A 23673-nucleotide genomic window follows, 5' to 3' on the forward strand; every position below is an offset into this window, starting at 1 on the left:
CATTGCTTTAAAATCATCATCAAACGATGCAAACAATGAGATAGCCCTCCAAGAAATACATTCTTGACAGCCCTACATTTCTTCAATGTACAGCCAGCGAATAAAATGAGTGGATTTTATTCACTTCGGCGACGCTCCCCTTTCAGCCCTCTTCCTAGACCCCATCGATCTCTGAAGGCTTACTCTTGAAGTTCGCACCTCTATCTACAACAAACAACACGTTCATTTATTAAATTAGTCACAATCTTAACAGACTTTTGGAAAAAGTACAATCTATTTTTTTAAAGCTTCCATTAAAAGCTCGGCCGTTTGTTTCGGGATGCCAGCGTCCTGAAAGTCTTGGATAGAGGCTTCTTTCATCTTTTTCACAGAGCCAAAATGTTTGAGAAGCTGCTTTTTACGCTTTTCTCCGATACCTGGTACATCGTCTAAAATAGATTGAAATGCATTTTTTCCGCGCAGCTGTCGGTGAAAGCTTATAGCGAACCTGTGCACTTCATCTTGAATGCGCTGCAATAAATAGAAGGCCTGACTATTCCGCTCCAGCGCAACAATTTCAAGTGTATCGCCCATCATGAGATTCGAAGTTCTGTGCTTCTCATCTTTCACAAGACCAGCGACTGGGACAGACAAGTTCAATTCATTTTCAAGCACATCTATGGCTGCATTGATCTGTCCCTTTCCTCCGTCAATTAAAATTAAATCTGGCAGCGGCAGCTCATCCTTTAACACACGGGTATATCGTCTTCTAATGACTTCACGCATAGATGCATAATCATCTGGACCTGCAACGGTTTTAATTTTGTATTTTCGGTATTCCTTTTTATATGGCTTCCCGTCTTGAAAAACGACCATGGCAGAAACCGGGTCTGCACCTTGAATATTCGAGTTATCAAATGCCTCAATCCTGTACGGCATATAAATATTTAGTGCATCTCCAAGCTGCTTCACCGCACCAATGGACCGTTCTTCATCACGCTCAATGAGCGAAAATTTTTCTTTTAAGGCGATTTTGGCGTTTTGATGGGCAAGTAAAAGCAAATCCTTCTTCTTTCCTTTTTTCGGCTGGAGAACGTTCGTCTCAAGCAATTGTTCAATCATCTCTTGATCTACACTGTCTGGCACCAAAATTTCCTTCGGCAGAAAGTGATTGTTTTTTGCATAAAACTGCCCCATAAACGTGAGGAACTCTTCCTCGGGGTCTTGATACATAGGAAACAAGCTGACATCACGTTCAATCAATTTCCCCTGCCTAATGAAGAAGACTTGGACACACATCCATCCCTTGTCATAGGCATATGCAAAGACGTCTCGATCTGATAAATCGCTCATCGTCATTTTCTGCTTTTCCATCGTTGAATCGATGTAAGCGATTTGGTCTCTCAGTTCTTTTGCCCGCTCAAACTCTAGTTGTTCCGCCGCTTCCTGCATCTTTTCGCTTAGTTCTTTTTTGATTTGCTGATGCCCTCCGTTTAGAAACCTTGTGATTTCGTCCACGAGCTGCTTATTTGTTTCTTCTGAAATGTCATACACACATGGCGCTAGACATTGCCCAAGATGATAATAGAGACAGACGCGATCAGGAAGGGTGGCACATTTTCTCAGAGGATACAAACGGTCGAGCAGCTTTTTCGTTTCTCTAGCTGCTTGTACGTTCGGGTATGGACCGAAATATTTCCCTTTGTCCTTTTTCACATGACGGGTGACGATCAGCTTAGGATGCCGTTCGTTCGTAATTTTAATAAAAGGATACGTTTTGTCATCCTTGAGCATGACATTGTATTTTGGGTCGTATTTTTTGATTAAATTCAGCTCTAAAATAAGTGCCTCGATATTAGAAGAGGTGACAATGTATTCAAAGTCCTCAATTTCACTGACAAGCCGCTGCGTTTTGGCGTCATGAGATCCAGTAAAATAAGACCGCACTCTGTTTTTTAATACTTTTGCCTTCCCGACATAAATGACTGTATTTTGTCGATCTTTCATTAGGTAGCAGCCTGGTTGATCAGGCAAGACCGATAGCTTTTCTTTGATCAGTTTGTTCATCTTTTCATCCGTCCTTGTTTTCCTCTTTCACTCCTTCTAGTGTATCACGAACATTTGTTTTATACCATATTGAAAGAAAAGCGGCTCTCGTGTTTACGAGAACCGCTTCAGTGAGTATGCCGCTCAGGCATAGACAGGGTTTATAGATGTTTGTTAACAAGCTCAGCAAGTGCTTCTTTTGGTTTGAAACCAACAGATGTTTCTACTACTTCGCCGTCTTTTAAAACAAGAAGTGTTGGGATACTCATTACACCGTATTTACCAGCAGTTTCTTGGTTATCATCTACATCAATTTTTACAATTTTCATTTTGTCGCCCATTTCTTGATCAAGTTCTTCAAGAACTGGAGCAATCATTTTACAAGGTCCACACCATGGTGCCCAAAAATCTGCAATAACAACACCTTCTGCCGTTTCTTGTGAAAATGTTGCGTCAGTAGCTTTTACGATTGCCATTATTCATTCCTCCAATGTAAATTATGCTTTTTAGTATAGCATCTACCAATGTGACTTGCGAATGAAATGCTTACGAATCATTTTTTATGAAATGAATTAAAAAACAAACCGCACAATCGCACCAATGACAACAATTGCACCAATGATCATGAGAATTGTTCTTAGCATATAAATAACTCCCTTTCCGCTTCGTTTACAATGTATGATGCCCCAACATTCTTCTCATCAAACATCAAAATATGCGATCAAGCTAGATCGACAGTCATCATCACCACCGACATTGGCGGCAGATCTATGGTCAACTCACTGGGTTTTACGGCAAATTGCTGAAACTCTGCTGGCTGGACAGCATGAGGATCATCAAATGTATTGTGCGCATTCATGCGGTCCGCTGTTAGCACGCAGCCAGTGACTTTCGTTTGAGCATCCACTCCCTCAACGGCAAGGGATACCTTGCTTTGTTCCTGCGGATGAAGGTGGCAGAAACTAATGTGCATCTTGTCTGATGAACGCGAAGCTGACACACTGACCCGAGGAATTTGTTCTCCTTTACGTTCATAGGGTGTTGACACGAACTCCACTTCAAGTGCTTCTTCCTCTTGATGCACTTGAAACATGTGAAACACATGATACGTAGGCGTCAAAATCATCTTTTCTTCCTTCGTTAACACCATCGCTTGCAGAACATTGACCGTCTGTGCAATATTCGCCATATGAATCCGCTGGCAGTGACGATGAAAGATATGAAAATGCAAAGCACAAACCAGGGCGTCTCTTAGTGTGTTTTGCTGATACAAAAACCCAGGATTTGTCCCTGGCTCTGGGTCATACCATGTCCCCCATTCATCAATAATCATCCCGATTCGTTTGTCTGGGTCATAACGATCCATGATCTCTCCGTGGTCCACAACAAGACGTTCCATCTCAGAGGCTTTTTTCAATGTCACAAACCATTCATCCTCATCAAATTCAGTTGCTGACCCTTTTTTCTCCCATGTACCAGGGACAGTGTAATAATGCAAACTGAGTCCATCCATCCAAGGTGCAGCCCGCTCCATCAATACTTTTGTCCAATTCACGTCATTTGAATTCGCGCCACATGCGATTTTGTATATCGTCTGACTCGTAAACTCTCTCACATACGTTTGATAACGTTTATATAAATCGGCATAGTATTCAGGCGTCATATTTCCACCGCAGCCCCAGCTTTCATTCCCTACACCGACATAGGTCAAGTTCCAAGGCTCTTGTTTTCCGTTTTGAATGCGCCATTCGGACATCGGTGTGCCCTTTGGAAATGTGATGTACTCGATCCATTCTGCTAATTCTTGAACAGACCCACTTCCAACATTTCCGCAAATATAAGGCTCGCAATCAAGCAGCTCACACAGTTTCATAAATTCATGCGTACCAAATGCATTGGATTCAACCGTCCCGCCCCAATGAGTGTTCACCATCGGCTTTCGTTCGCTCAGATCTCCCACACCATTTGCCCAATGATACTCGTCTGCAAAACAACCTCCTGGCCATCTAAGCACCGGAATATGTAATGCTTGAAGGGCTTTTAGCACATCGGTACGAATCCCTTCAATATGATCAATTGATGAGTCTTTTCCTACCCAAATCCCATCATAAATTCCTCTTCCTAAATGCTCTTGAAAGTGTCCATAGATGTGCTTAGAAATGCGTCCGATCACGTCATTGACTTTTACTGTTCCCTTCACTTGTCAACCGCTCCTTTGTGTATTGATGACATACAAAAAAACCCAGAATACCTAGGCATTCTGAGTGTATGAGCGTTACGAGTGGATATTCATCTTTTTTAATTCTTCATTTAAAAGTGGCACTACTTCAAATAAGTCACCAACGATTCCGTAATCGGCAATTTTGAAGATCTCGGCCTCTGGGTCTTTGTTAATTGCCACTATGACTTTACTGTTAGACATTCCAGCTAAATGCTGAATCGCGCCTGATATCCCGCACGCAATATAAAGGTCAGGTGTGACGACCTTCCCTGTTTGGCCGATTTGCAGGGCATAATCACAGTAGTCTGCATCACAGGCGCCACGAGAGGCACCGACTGCTGCGCCCAGCGTTTCGGCGAGTTCATTCAGCGGTTCAAATCCTTCCTTACTCTTCACCCCGCGTCCCCCGGCGACGATGACCTTTGCTTCAGATAAATCTACACCTTCTGACGTTTTTTTAATGACTTCCTTCACGATCGTTCGCAGGTTCTGAATATCGACAGAAACGGGTGTAATTTCTCCGCTTCGGGAGGTATCCCGCTCAAGAGGTGCCACGTTGTTTGGCCGGATGGTCGCCAACAGCAGACGATCTGTTGAAATTACTTTTTCAAAGGCTTTTCCAGAGTAAATCGGTCTAGTGAAAACGAGATGTTCTCCGGTAACGCTTACATCAATTGCATCTGAAATCAAGCCTGTCTGCAAACGTGCAGCTATTTTCGGCGACAGGTCTTTTCCGATAGACGTATGGCCAAAGAGTACAGCACCCGGGTTGACCTGATCTAAAATAGCTTGCAGCGCCTGCGCAAAACCATCTGACGTATAATAAGAAAGATGTGGATGCTCCACAATCATGACATGATCCGCTCCATAGTAAAGTAGTTCATCCGCTTGGCCTTTGACGTCATCCCCTATTAACACGCCAATGACCTCACCGCCCTCTGCCACTTGATGAGCCGCAGCAATGGCTTCAAATGTCACATTTCTTAATTTACCGTCACGACTTTCTCCAAGTACAACAACTGTTTTACTCATCTTTCAAGTTCCCCCTTGTTCTCGTGATATCGTAAAGTGGAGCATTAGATGACTTTTGCTTCGCTTCTTAATAGATCCGTCAGTTCTTTGACTTGATCGTGAAGCTCACCGCTGAGCACTTTGCCACCTTCTTTTTTCTCCGGTAAGAAACGTTCGATTGTTTTGATTTTATATGGCACATCGTCTTCATCAAGATCTAAATCATCAAGCTCCAGTTCTTCTAAAGGCTTTTTCTTTGCCTTCATAATGCCTGGTAATGATGGATAGCGAGGCTCATTGAGACCTTGCTGAGCTGTGACGACAAGCGGGAGCTCGGCAGAAATCACTTCCACGTCACCCTCTGCATCTCGCTCAATTGAAGCGGTGTCGCCGTCAATTTGAATACTAGTAATCGTTGTGACATATGCAAAACCAAGTAATTCAGCAAGACGGGGGGCAACCTGTCCAGATCCTCCGTCAATCGCCACATTCCCTGCTAAGATTAAGGACGCATCTTTGTCTTTTAAATAGTGGTGAAGAATAGTAGAAACTGAATATTGATCCCACTCTTCTAAGTCGTCTTCCACATTTAATAAAACGGCTTGATCACAGCCCATAGCAAGCGCTGTCCTCAGCTGTTTCTCTGCATCCTCACTACCAACTGTCACAACGGTCACTTCTCCCCCGTGCTCATCGCGAAGCTGGATGGCTTCTTCTATCGCATACTCGTCATAAGGATTAATAATGAACTCTGCTCCATCTTCTTGAATTGCACCAGACTGAATGGAAATTTTCTCTTCTGTGTCAAACGTACGCTTCATCAAAACAAATATATTCATTCATTTCTCCCCCTTGTGTCGTTTGAATCCCTTATTCCCCTTTAAAATTCGGTTTGCGCTTTTCGATAAAGGCTTGGATGCCTTCTTTGGCATCATTCGATTGGAAAACCGCACCAAACTTTTTAGCTTCTAGCTTCATTCCGCCATCATATGAATACAATTTTGTTGCGTTTAATAAATCCAGCACATACTCGAGTGATTTTGGGCTTTTCGTTGCAAATTTATTCGCAAGTGTTTTTGCTGCTTCAAGCGCCTCTTCTTCTGTTTCTGCCAGCTTTGACACAAGTCCGCAGGCGAATGCTTCTTCACCTGTAATTGGTTCAGCTGTCCCCATCATTTCCAGCGCTTTAGCAGTACCCACATAGCGCGGCAGGCGCTGCGTACCGCCGAAACCTGGAATGATACCGAGGTTTAGTTCCGGCAGTCCAAGCTTTGCATCTTTTGTTGCGATTCGGATATCACAAGACATGGCAAGCTCAAGACCCCCTCCTAAAGCGGCTCCGTGAATTGAGGCAATGACTGGTTTTGGACATTGCTCAATCCGTTCAAAGACTTGCTGTCCTCTGTCTGCAAGACTTGCATAATCAGACTTTTTCTGTAACGTCGTAAATTCCTTAATATCAGCACCTGCAGAAAAGAATCTGCCTTCTCCGTGGATCACAATCGCTCTTACTTCTTCATTCTGTTCGAGATGGTCAATCATGTCATTAAGCTCAGTGAGCAGCTGAGAAGATAAGGCATTTGCTGGTGGATGCTGAATCGTGATAAGTGCTGTATGCCGTTCATGATGTAAGCTAAGTATTTTTTCCATGTCAATCATCCTTTTTCACATTGTCTTTAAGATTGATGTATTCCGTTTAAGAGTAGATCACGTACGTTTTCTGCAAGTGAAGGCAGGTCATACTTTTGATCATTCATTACCCATGTTGTAGCGGTTTCATCAATCGTCCCAAATACCATTTGTCTCGCTAAGCGAACATCTAGATTTTGTCTGAATTCTCCCGTTTTCTTTCCCTCTGCTAGAATGGATTCGAGCATATTTAAATACCCTTTCAGCACCTCATTGATTTTTTGCCGCAGCTCAAGGTTTGACTGCCTGAGTTCGAGCTGTGTCACAAGAGCCAAATGATGATTTTGCGCAAGCATGCGGAAGTGCTCTTCAATAAGCAGCAGCAGCTTTTCTTTGGCTGACGGTTTCTTTTGAATATCAGTTTCCATCCGTTCGATGAATTGTCCCATTTTTTCTTTGAATAATGAGATCAGAATATCTTCTTTATTTTTGAAATAAAGATAAATGGTTCCGTCAGCCACCCCTGCTTGTTTCGCAATCTTTGAAACTTGTGATTGATGATAGCCATTTTCTGCAATCACCACAACTGCTGCATCAATAATTTGCATGTACTTCGGTCTTTTCTGCTTCAATGTGCTTCGTCCCTTTCTGAATTGAATGAGTATTCATTCATAACTTTATGTTAAAAAGAAACGGGTGATTTGTCAAGTGATCTTCTTCTTTCTTTTCCACCTTTAGCATACCAGAGCAGGCAGTCATCATTCAAATCATCCGGCCGATGGACCGGATGATGCAGACCGTTAAGTTTTAGATTGATCGGCAGGTATTTCAGATGAAGAAGAGTGTTTTCTTTTTTCTTCTTCAATTAAAACTCTGCGTAAAATTTTTCCGACGGCTGTTTTAGGCAGTGACTCTTTAAATTCATACACGCGCGGTACTTTAAATGAGGCGATCCTCGTTCTGACGAAGCGATCAAGCTCATCCTCCGTTAAGTAGGCATCCTTTTTCGGCACAACAAATGCTTTCACTGTTTCCCCTCTGTAAGGATCTGGGATACCTGCGACGACGACTTCTTGTACAAGCTCATGCTCATAAAGGGCTTCTTCGACCTCTCTGGGGTAAATATTATAACCACTTGCAATGATGACATCTTTTTTCCGGTCGACGATATAGAAAAAACCGTCCTCATCCATATACCCAATATCTCCGGTGAAAAACCAGCCATCTCTTAATACAGCCGCTGTCTCCTCTGGCTGATTCCAGTATCCTTTCATGATCTGGGGCCCTTTGACAATGATTTCTCCATGCTCATATGGTTCTTTGAGGCCTCCGGTTTCCTCGCAATAAATACCGGCATCTGTATTAGGCCAAGGACAGCCAATGCTGCCCGTTTTGTTCGCTCCCCATAAAAAGTTAGAATGGGTGACCGGTGAGGTTTCTGAAAGACCATATCCCTCTACTAAACGTCCCCCGGTTAATTTTTCAAAGCTTTGTTTCACTTCAACAGGAAGTGCCGCTGAACCGCTTAGACATGCAGTGATGGATGACAGATCATACGTTTCAATATTCGGATGATGCAGCAAGGCGATATACATTGTTGGTGCACCTGGAAAAAGCGTTGGTTTCTGCTTTTCTATGGTTTTGAGTGTATCAGCGACATCAAAGCGCGGAAGAAGAATCATTTGATGCCCTTCTTTGACAGCAAGATTTAAAACAGTCGTCATCCCGTATACATGAAAAAACGGAATGATGCCAAGGATGCGTTCTTTCCCCCTCGTCGTTTTATACATCCAGGAAGAACACATTTCAGTATTGGCTAAAATATTTTCATGTGTGAGCATGACGCCTTTTGGTAGACCGGTCGTTCCGCCTGTATATTGCAAAACAGCAACATCCTTTTTCGGTTCAAAGGCGAGGGCGGGAATTTGTTGTTCATCTGGCGATTCTTTCATGATGTGTGAGAAGTGATGAATGGTGTCATTTTTCTCCACTTGGATGACCATTTTGTTTTTTCTTCTTTGCACAATAGGGAATAGAATGTTTTTCGGGAATGGTAAATAATCTTGTAGTTTGGTCATGATTAAGTGCTCCATACTTGTCAGCGCTTTCATTTTATACGCCTTTGGATACAACAGATCTAGCGTGATCAATACTTTGGCACCGCTGTCTTCCATTTGATATTCCAGTTCTTTCTCCGTATAAAGTGGGTTCGTTTGAACAACGATACCACCTGCTATTAATACAGCATAATAAGAAATGACCGATTGAGGACAGTTCGGCAGCATAATCGCTACTCTGTCGCCTTTTTTCACACCAATTTTTATCAAATGATTGGCTAGTTTCAATGCGTCTTCTTGTAATTGTTCATAGGTGATGTTCTTTCCTAGAAAATGAATGGCTGTATGCTCAGGTGCAGCCTCTGCGGAGCTGAATAAGTAAGATTGCAACGTTTCATTTGGAATGGTGAGTTCGTGGGGAATTTGATTCGGGTAATGCAGAAGCCAACGTTTATCTGACTGCATAAAAACCCTCCTTCCTGAACTTTCGTACTATTTTATTATAGCAAACTTTTCCTTATGGCAGTTTGCTTTTTTCTAATAGAGCTTGGTTCAATTGCATACGTTTACTTTTTCGACGGTGTTTCTATAGAAGCTCTTTTTCCTTCATGATGCCACTGTTCATATAATCCACCGATTGCACGAAATGAGTCGTTAACTCTTTCCACGATCTGTTGATGGATACTAGGATCATTTGGTAAATGTGTCTGGATGTTGTCGACTTGATGCTTCCTCATCAAGTCAATGTATACCGTGAGGAAAATCGTATCTTCTAAAATCCAGTAAATGACTTCATCCGCCACTTTTGTTCTTTTATGTAGCATTTGAATCCCACGTTCATATTGAATAAGGATATAACCACTCGGATCGATCTGAATATATGGACTCAAATCATCAAAAAATCCTGACGTTTGAAATGGACGTGCAATATACGGTTCGTATATGTCTCTTGGCAGTGATGTCTTTTGAAGACAAGTATCAATACGCTTAATCAGTTCTTCTTTTTGCAGAATTTGCTTCATGTCAATTGCCACCTTTGATGAGATAAAAGCTGCCAAGGGATCCCTGGCAGCTTTCTAACATGTTTTCTTCATTTCACAGGAACATATAAACGGCACCAATGACCGCAAAAGTGCAGGCAACTACGATTAATACTTTTGCTAGCTTTTCCATGTCGTCTCCTTAAATGCCGGCTGCTACTACGTAAGACAGCCCAACTGAAATGATGAGTGAAATAAACCCGACCGCTCTATTGTCATTTTCAATCTCTTTATCTACTTTAAATCGTGGTGTTAAAAATTCAAAAATGAAATAGCTGACAAGCAGCATAACAAAGCCATATACGCCCCATCCAACCATTTGAAGAAGGGAATTGTGCTGTGCGATTGAATGCTGAAATACATTCGCAATCCCAAAGATCTTCCCGCCTGTAGCCATGGCAACAGCTAAGTTTCCCCGCTGGATCTCTTCCCAGTTTTTATAGGAGGTGACGAGTTCAAAAATGGTTAGAAATAAGACGAGACATAAGACGGCCACACTGTAATAAGCGGCAATTTCAACAAGTTCATTTTCCCAAAAGGCTTTCATGCGTTTTCTCCTTTTTACTTTAATTCGACGATGGTGACGCCTGATCCTCCCTCACCTTGTTCGCCAAAACGAGCATTTTTCACACTTCGATGCTGTTTCAGTAATTCCTGAACCCCTTTTCTGAGGGCACCAGTTCCTTTTCCGTGAATAATCGATACGCGCGGATAACCAGCTAATACCGCATCATCTAAGTATTTTTCGACTCTGCTTAATGCATTTTCATAGCGCTCTCCTCTTAAATCGAGCTCAAGCGAGACATGATAGTCTTTCCCTTTGATCGCCGTGATGGCTTTCTCTTGCTTAAATTCAGGTGCTGACTTGATAAATTCCATGTCTTTTTCTTTTACCTTCATTTTCAGAATGCCCATTTGGACACTCCATTCTTTATTTCCTGTTTGTTCAAGCAGCGTTCCTTTTTGCCCGAAGGTGAGTACTTTGACCTCGTCGCCTGACTTTAGCTGTCTTGCTGCTTTTTTCGCTGGCTCTGGCTTTTTCTTGCGATCAAACTCAGGAACCGCTTCTTCAAGACGCTTTCTCGCATCGATGAGTTCATGCTCTTTGAATGAGCGGTGCTCACTTTTTATCGAACGCAGCTCTTGAACGATATCTTCTGCTTCTTTTGAAGCTTGTTCAATTTTTTCTTTCGCTTTCTGTTCAGCTTCTTCAAGCAGTTTGTCCTTTTGCTCATTCCATTCAAGAATTTGTCGTTGCAATTCTTTATGAAGCTTTTCTGCTTCTTTTCTATAAACTTCTGTCTCATGCAGCTCTTCTTCTGCTTGTTTCTTGCTGTCTTCTAATGAAGCAATCATTTGGTCTACTTCATTATGCTCTGCATGCATATCCGCTCTCGCCCGGGCTATAAGATGATCAGGCAAACCAAGACGTTTTGAAATTTCAAATGCATTACTTCGTCCAGGTACACCGATAAGCAAGCGGTACGTTGGTGATAAGGTTTCAATGTCAAACTCCACACTCGCATTTGTGACACCTTGACGGTTATAACCGTATGCCTTCAGCTCAGGGTAATGTGTCGTTGCAATGACACGTGCATTTGTTTGATGAACTTCATCTAAAATGCTCATCGCAAGTGCAGCACCTTCGGCAGGGTCTGTTCCTGCCCCTAATTCATCAAATAACACAAGTGAGTTAGAAGTTAGATGCTTTAAGATATCCACGATATTGACCATATGAGATGAGAAGGTACTCAAGCTTTGCTCAATGGACTGTTCGTCTCCAATATCGGCAAATATTTGGTCGAATACAGCCACTTCAGAGCCTTCTTCAACTGGTATATGGAGGCCCGCCTGCGTCATCAGCGTAAGAAGACCCAGCGTTTTTAAAGTAACTGTCTTTCCCCCTGTATTTGGTCCAGTGATCACGATTGTTGAAAAATCTTTGCCAAGCTCAATGTCGTTTGCCACAACCTGATCCCGAGGCAATAGAGGATGTCTTGCTCGCTTTAAATAGATCTCCCCTTGATCATTCACAGCAGGCTTTGTGGATTTTTCTGCCTTTGCATATTTAGCTTTAGCGAAGATAAAATCTAATGTTTGAAGCTCTTTTACATTATGCAGCAGTTCCTCAATGTGCTCTGACACGCTCGCTGTCAGCATTTGCAAGATCTTTTCAACCTCTTGCTTTTCTTTCAAACGGGTTTGCTGCAAGGTGTTATTTAAATCCACGACCACTTGCGGCTCAATAAAAAGGGTGGCCCCAGATGAAGACTGATCGTGAACAATGCCACCGTAATTCGAGCGGTACTCTTGTTTCACTGGAATAACAAACCGATCATTACGAATGGTAACAATCGTGTCTGACAGCATTTTTGAAGCCGATTGTGAACGAATCATCGATTCTAATTTATCACGGACTTTTGATTCTAAAGAACGTAATTGTGTTCGGATTGTACGAAGTGCCGGTGTTGCGTGATCAAGCACTTCTCCATTGTCACCGATACAGCTTTCAATTTCTTTTCTAACTTCAGGCAGTAAAATCAGCGTCTCTGCATATGTATGAAGGCGCGGTATGTCTACACCATCTTCATACATGGACGTGAGAAAGTGCTTCATATTTTTCGCCGTATATAGCAGCGCTGCAATTTCCATCAGCTCAGAAGGGCTTAATGTACTGCCTATCTCTGCCCGTTTGACGGCACGTCTAATATCCGTTAACCCGCCAAACGGAGCCGTTCCCTTTAAGCGAATCACATCTTGTGCTTCTGCTACCTCTTCCAGCAGATGCTGAATGGTTTCTATATCCGTCAGCGGCATTAAATCCTGCGCTCTTTCTTTTCCTAAAGAGGATGCGGTATAGGACATGACTTTTTCTTTTACTTTTTGAAATTCTAATGATGCTAACACTTTTTGTTGCAGCATGGTCCAGCCTCCTAACGACTACCTATCACGCGTTAAAAACTTTTTGATCTCGTTTAGAGAAAAAGTATTCACGACATGTGCTTTTGGTGTCCAGCCTTTTCTTGCAGCTGTTACACCGACTTCCATATGTTCAAGCATGGCGATGTTGTGTGCATCTGTATTGATCATGATGTTTACGCCCGCTTCGTTTGCTTTCATTAAATGCTCTGTTTTCAAATCAAGTCTTGACGGATTACTGTTGAGCTCAAGTGCAGTGCCCGTTTTCTTCGCAAGGTCTATGAGCTGATCTATATTTAAGGCATAGCCATCCCGTCTACCGATCAAACGTCCAGTTGGATGGGCAATTAAATCGACATGCTGATTTCGCAGCGCATTTTCAAGCCGTTCCATCATGACTTCCTCCGGCTGAGAAAAGCTAGAATGAATAGACGCAATCACAAAATCCATGTCTTTAAGAAAGTCATCATCATAATCTAACGATCCATCCGGCAGGATATCCATTTCGACCCCTTTGAAAATGTGAAAGTGCTCGAATTCCTCATTAAGCTTGTCTATTTCTTTTGCTTGCAGACGCAAACGTTCTTTCGTTAAACCATTGGCCACTTTTAAATATTGCGAGTGGTCTGTGATGGCCATGTATTCATAGCCTTTTGCGATACATGCCTCTGCCATTTCACGGATAGAGAATGCTCCGTCACTCCATGTCGAGTGCATATGGAGATCTCCTTTGATATCTTTCAGTTCTACAAACTGCATACTTTCTTTATACGTATCAATCTCCGCTCCGGTTTCACGAATTTCTGGCGGAATGAGTGGAAGTTGAAAATGCGCATAAAAAGCCCTTTCGTCTTCGAACGTTTTCACTTCTCCAGTTTCAATCGTTTCCACGCCATATTCACTTATGCGCTCTCCGCGTTCCTTTGCAAGCTGGCGCATTCGAATATTGTGGTCTTTTGAGCCAGTGAAATGGTGCAGCGTCGTTGCGAATTGATCTGATGTCACAAGCCGGAAGTCCACACTGATCTCAAAATCAAGGGCAAGAATAACAGATACCTTCGTATCACCGCTTGCGATGACATCCTTCACATCATCAAGTGCAACGAGCTGCTCTCTGACTTGCTCAGGGCTGTCTGTCGCAATGATATAATCTAAATCTTTGACCGTTTCACGTGCACGTCTTAAACTGCCTGCTCTTGAAAAACGGATGATGCCCTTCGTCTGTTCAAGTACATGATCAATCCGCTCTGCCACATCTAATGCAAAGCCAATTGGCAGTCGTTCTGGCTGCTTTCCCGCTTCCTCTAGAGCGGCGAGAATTTTTTCTTCTGTTTTTTTACCGAAGCCTGCAAGCGCTTGTACTTTTTCCGCTTCACATGCTTCTTTTAGTGACTGTGCATCGTGGACACCAAGTTCTTGGTATAGCTTAGCGATCTTCTTCCCGCCAAGTCCCGGCAATTTTAAGAGCGGGACAAGCCCTTCAGGCACTTCATGTTTTAATTGTTCAAGTGTTTCTGATTGTCCTTTTTCGATATACTCTGTGATCACAGCAAAGGTTCCTTTTCCAATGCCTGGTAATGCTAATAAATCATCTATTTGAGAAAGGCTACGATCATCTTGTTCCAGCGCCGCCGCTGCTTTACGAAAGGCAGAAATCTTAAAAGGATTATCTCCTTTTAGTTCCATATATACTGCAATTGTTTCAAGAAGTTTGATAATATCTTTTTTATTCATCTCTCATCCTCCAGCCGCTTTGGCATCTTCCTTTATAAATATACAAACTTTTCCTTCATCCTACAACTTTCCGTCATGGAATGAGAAAAAACTCCTCCAAGAAAGGAGAAGTTTTTAAGCTCCATACGTCGCCCATAAGTCTTTGACAAGACTGGACAGATAAGGGGTGTTGCTTACGATCACATCTGCTAAAATGGATTTGCTCATCATTGTTTGCAGCGCATCGACTGGAAGTAATGCAGCGACAAACAAGAGAATAAATACAAATAGATAGGTTTCAAGAAATCCTAACACACCGCCAAGCAGTTTGTTGACCTGCTTAATCACAGGTATACTTGCAATGGTTGTGAGCAATCCGCCAATGATAGCGAGCAGGATTTTGGTCAAGATAAACAGAATGATAAACGCAATGGTATTATAATAAGCTGTTTCTAGATTCCCACTAAAGAAAGCGAGCTGCGCTTGACCGCCGCTAAAATCAGGTGCTGGAATCCACGTAAGCTGTGGTGCAAGTGACTGATAAAACATGGAAGCCACTAAAATAGAAACAACAAAGCTGATCAATTTAATAAATTGAAGAATAAACCCGCGTTTTAGACCGACAAGCGTTCCCATAAGAAGCAAAAACAAAATGATGATATCGATCACGGTAATTTCATTCCTTTTCTTTAAGCTGAATCTCTAGTTTTTCGTATTGCTCTTTTAATTTCAAGTAGTCGTGGACGACATTGACTGCTGTCAGTACAGCTAATTTGTTTATATCAAGGTATGGATTTTTTTCATTTATTTCTCTCATTTTATCATCAACAATTGAAGCAACATGCCGCATATGCATCTTCGTTTCTTGACCGATGATCGTATAGGACTGTCCGTAAATTTCAACTGTTGTTTTCGTTTTACCGCCGTCAGACAACGTTTCTCCTCCATTCCACGAGAATCCTAGTCTCTATCATAACATGTTTAGACATTGAATGGAAAGACGAGCCCTTCCCTGTTATGGTACACTTTAGAAATCAATGATATTAAGGTAAAAAGGAGTTATCCACTGTGCCCCAATCCGTCTTAAAAGCAACATCAGAAGACCTTAAAAAGATGAAGAGCGCATATGCGCACCATTTAACTGATACGTTACCACCAGGCGCCCTGTTTCAAGCAAAAGTTCCTGGCTGTACGATTACAGCCTATCGTTCTGGCAAAGTGCTGTTTCAAGGACAAAAGGCAGAAGCTGAAGCTAGTCAATTTAGTCATTTACAAGCAGCTAATCCGAAAAGTCAAAAAACACCTACTGTTACAAAATACAGTCCGCCGTCAGGGATTGCTTCTATGTCCGTCATCGGTTCAGATGAAGTAGGAACAGGTGATTATTTTGGGCCGATCACAGTCTGTGCCGCCTATGTGGATGCCAGCCAGCTTGCCCTCATGAAAGAGCTTGGCGTAAAAGACTCAAAAGGCCTAAAGGACCCGCAAATTATCAATATTGCCAAAGATCTCATCAAAACCATTCCGTTCAGCCTTCTCGTGCTCCGAAATGAAAAGTATAATGCGATGCAGGAAAAGGGCATGAGTCAAGGGAAAATGAAGGCGCTGCTTCACAACCAAGTCATCACCTCTGTGCTAGAAAAGCTAGACGGGAAACAGCCCGAAGCCATTTTGATTGACCAATTTGCAGAACCGGGCATTTATTTCAAGCATCTTGCAGGAAAAAAAATAATTCGGGAGCGGACGTACTTTAGCACAAAAGCAGAAGGTATTCACTTGTCAGTGGCTGCGGCTTCCATTATTGCCAGGTACGCCTTTTTAATTGAAATGGATAAGTTATCAAAAGCAGCGAGCTTTGACATTCCAAAAGGAGCCGGTCCTCATGTCGACAAGGCGGCTGCAAAACTCATAAAGCTGCACGGCGAAGATGCTTTACGTCAATTTACAAAGCTGCATTTTGCCAACACACAAAAAGCGAAAAAATGGTTATAAAAAAGAGCTATGGCCTTATGGCCATAGCTTAGATTGTTGACAAAGGGATAAAATGACCTTTATTTTAGCCCTTTGTCTTCTTTTCAGCGTGATAGAAAACCTTTGCAGTTTAGGGAGGACGAGTACCGGAGCGGAGCGAATTTGTCATTCGTGAGCACCGGAGCACAGACCTGACAAAGAATGCGAGGGTTTGTCTACACGCTGAGCTAGGGCCTTATGGCCCTAGCTCTTTTCTTTAACCGCGTAAAACGGCTTGATACGTATCTTCTAATGCTTTCAATACTTTTGTATGAACAGCCGTAACTTCTTCCTCTGTCAAAGTTTGTTCCGGGTTTAAATATTGAAGAGAGAATGCAACAGATTTCTTGCCTTCTTCCATATGTTCGCCCTCATACACATCAAAAACGGATAGGTCAGTCAGTAAATCCCCGCCTGCTTCATAGATGACCCGCTCTAACTGTCCGCTTGAGATTTGCTGATCGACAACAAGTGCAATATCTCTTGTCACAGCAGGGAATCTCGGAATTGCTGTATATTTCATATCCTTCGATTCAGACGTCATGACATCTGTTAAATCAAACTCGAAGACATATGTTTCTTTTAAATCTAATTCCTTTTCAATGACTGGATGCAGTGCAGCAACAAATCCAATCACTTTTCCATTTAAATGAACATCCGCTGTACGACCTGGGTGAAGACCCTCGCGCTCTGCTTGGACATATGTGATTTGACCTGATACACCAAGCTTTTCAAATAGGCCTTCAGCAATTCCTTTCGCTACGTAAAAATCGACGGCTTTTTTCTCGCCCTGCCAAAGATTTTTATGCCATAAGCCTGTGAGCGCACCAGCAACATGCTCCTTTTCCACTGGTTTTGCCCCTTCAGCTTCCGCTAAGAACACAGAACCCGTTTCATAAAAACCAAAGGAATCAGCTTGTCTTGCCAAGTTATATGCAACAGAATCAAGTAAGTTTGGCAGTAAACTTTGTCTAAGCACACTTCTTTCTTCACTCATTGGCAAAGAAAGTCTCGTCTTATAAGCTGGATTCAGTGCAAAAGCTGTAGACTTATGCTGGTTTGTCAATGAGTACGTGATCGCTTGAGAAAGACCTGCGCCTTCTAAGAAGCGTCTCACCTTCCTGCGCTTCACTTGGTATGGCGTTAGACCGCCAACTGTACCAGCTGTCGCAGGCAGTGTAGACGGGATATTATCGTAGCCGTATAATCTCGCAACTTCTTCAATAAGGTCTTCTTCAATCGTGATATCCATTCTGCGAGAAGGAACGGTTACGACAAGTACGTCATTTGATTCGCCCACTGTAAAGCCCAGTTTGTTGAAAATTTGAATCATATCTTCTTTTGAAATGCTCATGCCAAGCACCTTGTTCACGCGTTCAGTGGATACGTGGATGACATTCATATTTGTTTCAAGATGGTTTTCCTCAACCGTCCCGCTTAGCACTTCACCACCTGCATAGAGACTGATTAATTGCGCTGCTCTTTCGGCTGCAGACTTCGTACGTTGCGGATCAAGGCCTTTTTCAAATCGTGTGCTTGATTCACTGCGAAGCCCTAAGTCTCTAGATGCTTGACGGACTGTTTGACCGTTGAAATATGCTGCTTCTAAAAGAATCGTTGTCGTCTCATTACGCACCTCTGATTCAAGGCCGCCCATGACGCCTGCTACAGCGTGCGCCTTCGTCCCATTAGTAATCACAAGATGCTTTGATGAAAGTGTACGTTCTTGCTCATCCAGTGTTTGAATGCTTTCGCTATCAGTCGCTTTACGTACGACCACCTGCTTTGAACCAAAACGATCATAATCAAACGCATGAAGCGGCTGGCCGTATTCAAGCAGTACAAAGTTCGTCATATCCACGACGTTGTTAATAGGGCGAATACCTGCATTCATCAATCTTGTTTGAATCCAAAGCGGTGCTGGTCCGATCTTTACATTTTTAATGATCTTCGCTGCATAAAGTGGATTCGCTTCTTGATCTTCAATTTTCACAGAAATATAGTCTGCTGCTTTTTCTGAAGATGTGTCATGTGCTGTATCAGGAAGTTTCATTTCTTTTCCTAAGATGGCTGCAACCTCATAGGCAACACCTAGCATATTAAGAGCATCCGCACGGTTTGGTGTTAAGCCAAGCTCAAGTACCGCATCATCTAATTGAAGCGCCTGAAGAGCATCGTCACCAGGTTTGACATCATTCGGAAAAACAAAGATCCCTTCTGCATATTCCTTTGGTACGAGTTTGCTTTCGACGCCTAATTCTTGCAACGAACAAATCATGCCATGAGACTCTTCGCCGCGTAGTTTTGCTTTTTTAATTTTAAAGTTCCCTGGAAGAACTGCACCAACCGTTGCGACAGCCACATACTGTCCTTTATCCACATTCGGGGCTCCACAAATAATTTGCACCGGCTCGTCTTCTCCGATATCCACGAGACATTTGTTTAATTTATCGGCATTCGGGTGCTGTTCTCGCTCCACAACGTGTCCAATGACAACACCTTTGATACCTTCCCCTTTATATTCAACGGCTTCTACTTCAATCCCGCTTCTTGTGATTTTTTCTGCTAATTCACCTGGCTGGATGCCTTCTAAATCGACATAGTCTTCTAACCATTTATATGAAACAAACATGTTGATTTCCTCCTCTTAGTCCTGCTTGAATTGCTTTGTGAATCTAATATCATTTGTGTAGAAATGGCGAATATCATCAATGCCGTATTTGAGCATCGCAATACGTTCAACACCCATTCCAAAAGCAAAGCCTTGATAAGTTTCAGGATCAAATCCGCTCATTTTCAGGACATTCGGATGAACCATTCCTGCACCTAAAATCTCAATCCAGCCTGTTCCTTTACATACAGAACAGCCTTTTCCACCACATTTAAAGCAAGACACATCGACTTCAACAGATGGTTCTGTGAATGGGAAAAAGCTTGGGCGCAGTCTAATTTCACGATCTTCACCAAACATTTTTCTTGCGACTGTCTCCAGCGTTCCTTTTAGATCACTCATGCTAATATTGTGATCGACAACAAGCCCTTCAATCTGCATGAATTGATGTGAATGAGTCGCGTCATCACTGTCTCGTCTATATACTTTCCCAGGGCAGATGATCTTCACAGGACCTTGTCCTTTATATTTTTCAAGTGTACGTGCTTGAACTGGTGATGTTTGTGTTCTGAGTAGTGTATCCTCGGTAATATAGAAGCTGTCCTGCATATCACGTGCTGGATGCTCCTTTGGAAGATTCAGCGCTTCAAAGTTATAGTAATCCGTTTCTACCTCAGGACCTTCCTCAACGGTATAACCCATGCCAATAAATAAATCTTCAATATCTTCGACAACAATCGTTAATGGATGTCTTGCCCCCATTTTGATTGGACTTGCTGGCAATGTGACATCAATCGTTTGAGACGCAAGTTTCTTCTTCACTTCTTCTTTTTCGAGCTGTTCATTTTTTTCAGCAATAGCACCAGCAATCTGCTCTCTCACTTCGTTTGCAAGTGCGCCCATTTTCGGTCTTTCTTCTGCGGAGAGCTTGCCCATTCCACGAAGCACTTCTGTGATCGGTCCTTTTTTCCCTAAATATTGAACACGAATGTCATTGACTTCTTTAAGCGAGCTAGCTGCTTCAACCTTCGCTATCGCCTCTGTTTCAAGCTGTTTTAACGTTTCTTGCATGAGTGTAATCCTCCTTTTGATATACAAAGCCGCCTGGATAAACGGCTGTTTGATCGTTTGAAGACAATAAAAAAAACCCGTCCCTCCAAAAAGAAGGGACGAGTTGTGGTCGCGGTACCACCCTTGTTAAGCACAAATGCATGTGCGAATAAGCTTCATTGACATAACGGAATCAAACGAATCCGGTTCACCTTTACGCAAAACTTGCGGTCCCGGTGACAACTCCAGAGGTGAATTCCTGTTTCAGCATTCCTTAAATGCACTTTCAGTCTACGGTGCATTCTCCCTATAAGGCCGCTCCTTGAAACAATCTTCCTCTATCATGGTTTTTAAATATTAGTTTTATTATAGTGAAAATAAACACAAGTTGCAACACTATCCACGCAAATGATAGACAAGAACGGCGGCTGCAACAGCCACATTTAATGATTCTGCTTGTCCATACATTGGCACATATAAATTGTGGTCAGTCATTTGCAGAATTTCTGGATCAATACCTGCTCCTTCATTGCCAACAATTAATGCAAACGGACCTTCTGCTGTTACGCCTCTATACGCTTTCGCATTTTTTAAAGCACTTCCGTATACAGGTATACCTTGCTCCTTACATGCTCGTATGGTCTGCTGAAGGGCTTGTTTTAATATTGGCAGATGGAAATGCGACCCTTGTGCGGAACGAAGCGTTTTTCCGTTAAATGCATCAACTGTTCCATCGCCTAAGATCACAGCATCAAGACCAGCGGCATCTGCTGTCCGGATGAGTGTACCTAGATTCCCCGGGTCCTGCACTGCATCTAACAGAAGAAGTCGTTCATATTTCTTTTCTTCAAATACAGGAACCGCACAAACTGCTGCGATGTGCTGAGGCGTTTCTGTTTCTGTCATGGCAGAAAAGGCTTCTTCACTCAGTTCATAAAGCTCAATGTCACGATCGATCTGAGAAGGAAGCATATCACGTGATGTGACCATTAGTTCTTTTACATTCCCGCTCTTCAATGCTTCTTCGACTAAGTGTATTCCCTCAACGAGAAACAGCCCTGTTTTCGTTCGTTCTTTTTTTGTATGGAGCTTTTTCCACTGTTTAATGTTTGTATTTTTAGCTGATTCTATATATTTCAAGCGACTTTAACTCCTTTAAATATCATGAATTTATTATATCTCATGCACACTACATAATAAACCTGTCTTTGAGACAGAATAGGGCTATTACCATCAAAAAAGGAGTGTGGGCAATGGATTTTAATTTAAGAGGTGCAGTCATTCAAAATATCACCGGCCATAATCAAGAGCAGCTTGAGCATACGATTTTAGACGCCATTCAAAGTGGTGAGGAAAAAATGCTTCCAGGCCTTGGCGTGCTGTTCGAAGTACTATGGCAAGAAGCCTCAGAAAACGAGAAATCCGAGATCCTTGAAACATTAGAGCAAGGCTTAAAGCCTCAGCAGCAGCAATAAAAGAAAGCCGGTTTGCTATGATAAGCAAACCGGCTTTTTTGATTTAGCCAGTGATCGGCGTTTCCATTCGAAGCGTTGGATCACGCCAAATCTCGACCCATTTTTTCACCGCAAACACAATGATCACAAATCCTAAGATCAGCATGATCATTGACAGCACAGCATTCAGCACGCTGTAACCAGATGCTTCAGGATTAAGATATACATTCGCTACCATCCAATAGCCCGCATAATTCACCGTCACATATAAGTATGCAAGCGGAATTAAACAAGTCAGCATATATCGCCTTTTATCTGCAATTTTTAATACAACCGTTGCCCCGATGATTAATCCGACTGATGCCATTAACTGATTCGAAACCCCAAACAGTGCCCAAATGGACCCGATGTCTCCAGAATAAAGCAAGTATCCCCACATAAAACAAGCAAGCGCACTTGCAAACACCGACCCAGGTAACCAGTCATTTCGTTTAAGCGGTTTATACGCTTCGCCAAAGAAGTCTTGAATCAAATAGCGCGCCACACGTGTTCCTGCATCAATAGCAGTTAAAATAAAGACCGCTTCAAACATAATGACGAATTGAAAAAAATAAGACGCCAAATGACTAAAGAACGGAATTCCCGTAAAGATATACGCCATCCCAACAGCTAATGTCACAGCTCCACCCGTTCTTCCTTCTAAATCAAGACCAATTTCCTTACTTAGCTGCGGAAGGTTCTCGACACTCATTCCGAGCGTTCGGAACATTTCTGGCGTACTGTTAATCGCAAAATAATCTCCTGGGTGAAGAGCCGTCGCAGCAATTAACGCCATGATTCCAACTAGGCACTCTACTAGCATTGCGCCAAATGCGACCGGCTTCATATCGCTCCAGCGGTCAAGCATCTTAGGCGTTGTCCCTGATCCAACAAATGCGTGGAAGCCGGAAATGGCACCGCAAGCAATCGTAATCGAAATAAATGGCCAGACAGGACCAGCTAAGACAGGCCCTCCTCCATTCACAAACTCAGTAAACGCTGGGAATTGAATCGTTGGATTCACCACAAAGATTCCAGCTATCAGCGCGATAAAAACACCAATTTTCATAAAACTACTTAAATAGTCTCTCGGTGCCAGTAGCAGCCAAACCGGCAATGCCGCAGCAAAAAAGGCATAAATCGGCAGGGCAAGTGCAAGCGTTTTTGTATCAAGTGTTAAAACATCACCAAGTGCCGTTCCTTGAATATTCGGCCCAAGGAATACACCAATCATGAGCAAAATAAAGCCCGCAGTTGTGGCTAGTTTTAAATTGCCTGTCTTTTTATAATAAAGACCAACCCCCATCGCAATTGGAATTGTGATTCCGACTGCGAATGTCCCCCAAGGGTTTCGTTCTAAGGCATGAAGCACAACCATAGACAATCCTGCCATTGTGATCGTAATGATAAACAGCATCGCTAGTCCTGTACAAAATCCCGCAACAGGTCCTAGCTCTTCCTTCGCTACCTCTGATAATGATTTCCCTTTTTTTCGCATCGACGCAAATAAGACGACCAGATCATGTACAGCTCCGCCAATCACTGCGCCGATTAACAGCCAAAGAAGACCAGGTAAATATCCAAATTGGGCGGCTAAAATGGGACCAACTAATGGGCCGGCAGCTGCAATCGCCGCAAAGTGATGCCCAAATGTGACCCATTTATTGGTTGGCACATAATCTTTTCCATCCTCTAATGTGTGAGCCGGTGTAGGATGATCGTCTGTCACCTTTAAAACCTTGACCATCATAAAAGTGCCATAAAGACGATAGGCAATCGCTAAAATACACATAGATCCTATTACAATTGTAACCGCATTCATTTAACCATCCCCTTCGCACAAACATTTTGTTACAAATATAACATAAATTGTTTGATTTTTCTTTCTTTTAAA

20 protein-coding genes and 1 riboswitch are annotated in these 23673 nt (G+C 42.7%); of the genes, 2 read left to right on the plus strand and 18 right to left on the minus strand.

Annotation, left to right across the window (positions count from 1 at the left end; all coding sequences use genetic code 11):
- Positions 1–33 precede the first annotated feature (33 nt).
- Positions 34–211, minus strand: a riboswitch (Lysine riboswitch).
- 62 nt (positions 212–273) lie between these two features.
- From uvrC to zapA, 14 genes are all read right to left on the minus strand, one after another.
- On the minus strand, positions 274–2046 hold the full coding sequence (uvrC, locus tag C5695_RS14135) for an excinuclease ABC subunit UvrC (RefSeq protein ID WP_117731273.1): 1773 nt from the start codon (positions 2044–2046) through the stop codon (positions 274–276).
- A gap of 140 nt (positions 2047–2186) precedes the next feature.
- On the minus strand, positions 2187–2501 hold the full coding sequence (gene trxA, locus C5695_RS14140; protein ID WP_003216330.1) for a thioredoxin: 315 nt from the start codon (positions 2499–2501) through the stop codon (positions 2187–2189).
- A gap of 245 nt (positions 2502–2746) precedes the next feature.
- Positions 2747–4225 carry an alpha-N-arabinofuranosidase gene (locus tag C5695_RS14145; protein WP_117731274.1) on the minus strand — a complete coding sequence of 493 codons (1479 nt, stop codon included), beginning with the start codon at positions 4223–4225 and terminating at the stop codon, positions 2747–2749.
- A 75-nt stretch (positions 4226–4300) separates the two neighbouring features.
- Positions 4301–5278 (minus strand): electron transfer flavoprotein subunit alpha/FixB family protein, encoded by a 978-nt coding sequence (locus tag C5695_RS14150; protein WP_117731275.1) that lies wholly within the window; start codon positions 5276–5278, stop codon positions 4301–4303.
- Positions 5279–5322: 44 nt separating this feature from the next.
- Entirely contained in the window at positions 5323–6096 is a 774-nt protein-coding gene (locus tag C5695_RS14155; protein ID WP_117731276.1) for an electron transfer flavoprotein subunit beta/FixA family protein, read from the minus strand.
- Between the two features lie 31 nt (positions 6097–6127).
- On the minus strand, positions 6128–6907 hold the full coding sequence (locus tag C5695_RS14160; protein ID WP_117731277.1) for an enoyl-CoA hydratase: 780 nt from the start codon (positions 6905–6907) through the stop codon (positions 6128–6130).
- Positions 6908–6933: 26 nt separating this feature from the next.
- Positions 6934–7518: a fatty acid metabolism transcriptional regulator FadR gene (locus C5695_RS14165; RefSeq protein WP_117731278.1), complete on the minus strand. Its 585-nt coding sequence runs from the start codon at positions 7516–7518 to the stop codon at positions 6934–6936.
- A 168-nt stretch (positions 7519–7686) separates the two neighbouring features.
- The gene (locus C5695_RS14170; RefSeq protein ID WP_117731279.1) at positions 7687–9408 is read right to left on the minus strand and encodes an AMP-binding protein; all 1722 of its coding nucleotides are present in this window, start codon (positions 9406–9408) and stop codon (positions 7687–7689) included.
- Positions 9409–9509: 101 nt separating this feature from the next.
- Complete coding sequence (locus C5695_RS14175; protein WP_117731280.1) at positions 9510–9965, minus strand: immunity 63 family protein; 456 nt, start codon at positions 9963–9965, stop codon at positions 9510–9512.
- Between the two features lie 160 nt (positions 9966–10125).
- Positions 10126–10530, minus strand: coding sequence for a DUF350 domain-containing protein (locus C5695_RS14180; RefSeq protein WP_007501637.1), 405 nt, complete (start codon positions 10528–10530; stop codon positions 10126–10128).
- 14 nt (positions 10531–10544) lie between these two features.
- Positions 10545–12902, minus strand: coding sequence for an endonuclease MutS2 (locus C5695_RS14185; RefSeq protein ID WP_117733137.1), 2358 nt, complete (start codon positions 12900–12902; stop codon positions 10545–10547).
- A 21-nt stretch (positions 12903–12923) separates the two neighbouring features.
- Complete coding sequence (gene polX / locus C5695_RS14190) at positions 12924–14636, minus strand: DNA polymerase/3'-5' exonuclease PolX (protein WP_117731281.1); 1713 nt, start codon at positions 14634–14636, stop codon at positions 12924–12926.
- Between the two features lie 114 nt (positions 14637–14750).
- Positions 14751–15284, minus strand: a complete 534-nt coding sequence (locus C5695_RS14195; RefSeq protein ID WP_117731282.1) for a CvpA family protein — start codon at positions 15282–15284, stop codon at positions 14751–14753.
- Positions 15285–15291: 7 nt separating this feature from the next.
- Positions 15292–15549: a cell division protein ZapA gene (gene zapA, locus C5695_RS14200; RefSeq protein WP_012010831.1), complete on the minus strand. Its 258-nt coding sequence runs from the start codon at positions 15547–15549 to the stop codon at positions 15292–15294.
- A gap of 134 nt (positions 15550–15683) precedes the next feature.
- Between zapA and rnhC the strand changes: the two genes are divergently transcribed.
- Positions 15684–16607, plus strand: coding sequence for a ribonuclease HIII (gene rnhC / locus C5695_RS14205; protein WP_117731283.1), 924 nt, complete (start codon positions 15684–15686; stop codon positions 16605–16607).
- A gap of 235 nt (positions 16608–16842) precedes the next feature.
- Here the strand turns inward: rnhC and pheT are convergent, their stop codons facing one another.
- The 3 genes from pheT to C5695_RS14220 form a co-directional block, all read right to left on the minus strand.
- Entirely contained in the window at positions 16843–19257 is a 2415-nt protein-coding gene (pheT, locus tag C5695_RS14210) for a phenylalanine--tRNA ligase subunit beta (RefSeq protein WP_117731284.1), read from the minus strand.
- A 15-nt stretch (positions 19258–19272) separates the two neighbouring features.
- Positions 19273–20307 (minus strand): phenylalanine--tRNA ligase subunit alpha, encoded by a 1035-nt coding sequence (pheS, locus tag C5695_RS14215; RefSeq protein WP_117731285.1) that lies wholly within the window; start codon positions 20305–20307, stop codon positions 19273–19275.
- Positions 20308–20682: 375 nt separating this feature from the next.
- Positions 20683–21426 carry a TrmH family RNA methyltransferase gene (locus C5695_RS14220; protein ID WP_117731286.1) on the minus strand — a complete coding sequence of 248 codons (744 nt, stop codon included), beginning with the start codon at positions 21424–21426 and terminating at the stop codon, positions 20683–20685.
- Positions 21427–21539: 113 nt separating this feature from the next.
- On the opposite strand from C5695_RS14220, the gene sspI reads away from it, so the two are divergent.
- On the plus strand, positions 21540–21761 hold the full coding sequence (sspI, locus tag C5695_RS14225; RefSeq protein WP_117731287.1) for a small acid-soluble spore protein SspI: 222 nt from the start codon (positions 21540–21542) through the stop codon (positions 21759–21761).
- A gap of 43 nt (positions 21762–21804) precedes the next feature.
- Here sspI and cstA read toward each other — a convergent pair whose 3' ends face one another.
- On the minus strand, positions 21805–23601 hold the full coding sequence (gene cstA / locus C5695_RS14230) for a carbon starvation protein CstA (RefSeq protein ID WP_117731288.1): 1797 nt from the start codon (positions 23599–23601) through the stop codon (positions 21805–21807).
- Between the last annotated feature and the right edge of the window lie 72 nt (positions 23602–23673).

The sequence above is a fragment of the Bacillus pumilus genome (genome assembly GCF_003431975.1).
Classification (GTDB): domain Bacteria; phylum Bacillota; class Bacilli; order Bacillales; family Bacillaceae; genus Bacillus; species Bacillus pumilus_N.

Bases quoted from the DNA above. Each gene is read 5' to 3' on its own strand.
- uvrC (WP_117731273.1), bottom strand. From the start codon at position 2,046: ATGAACAAACTGATCAAAGAAAAGCTATCGGTCTTGCCTGATCAACCA.
- trxA (WP_003216330.1), bottom strand. From the start codon at position 2,501: ATGGCAATCGTAAAAGCTACTGACGCAACATTTTCACAAGAAACGGCA.
- C5695_RS14150 (WP_117731275.1), bottom strand. From the start codon at position 5,278: ATGAGTAAAACAGTTGTTGTACTTGGAGAAAGTCGTGACGGTAAATTA.
- C5695_RS14155 (WP_117731276.1), bottom strand. From the start codon at position 6,096: ATGAATATATTTGTTTTGATGAAGCGTACGTTTGACACAGAAGAGAAA.
- C5695_RS14160 (WP_117731277.1), bottom strand. From the start codon at position 6,907: ATGGAAAAAATACTTAGCTTACATCATGAACGGCATACAGCACTTATC.
- C5695_RS14170 (WP_117731279.1), bottom strand. From the start codon at position 9,408: ATGCAGTCAGATAAACGTTGGCTTCTGCATTACCCGAATCAAATTCCC.
- C5695_RS14175 (WP_117731280.1), bottom strand. From the start codon at position 9,965: ATGAAGCAAATTCTGCAAAAAGAAGAACTGATTAAGCGTATTGATACT.
- C5695_RS14180 (WP_007501637.1), bottom strand. From the start codon at position 10,530: ATGAAAGCCTTTTGGGAAAATGAACTTGTTGAAATTGCCGCTTATTAC.
- polX (WP_117731281.1), bottom strand. From the start codon at position 14,636: ATGAATAAAAAAGATATTATCAAACTTCTTGAAACAATTGCAGTATAT.
- pheT (WP_117731284.1), bottom strand. From the start codon at position 19,257: ATGTTTGTTTCATATAAATGGTTAGAAGACTATGTCGATTTAGAAGGC.
- pheS (WP_117731285.1), bottom strand. From the start codon at position 20,307: ATGCAAGAAACGTTAAAACAGCTTGAAACAGAGGCGATAGCGAAGGTT.
- sspI (WP_117731287.1), top strand. From the start codon at position 21,540: ATGGATTTTAATTTAAGAGGTGCAGTCATTCAAAATATCACCGGCCAT.
- cstA (WP_117731288.1), bottom strand. From the start codon at position 23,601: ATGAATGCGGTTACAATTGTAATAGGATCTATGTGTATTTTAGCGATT.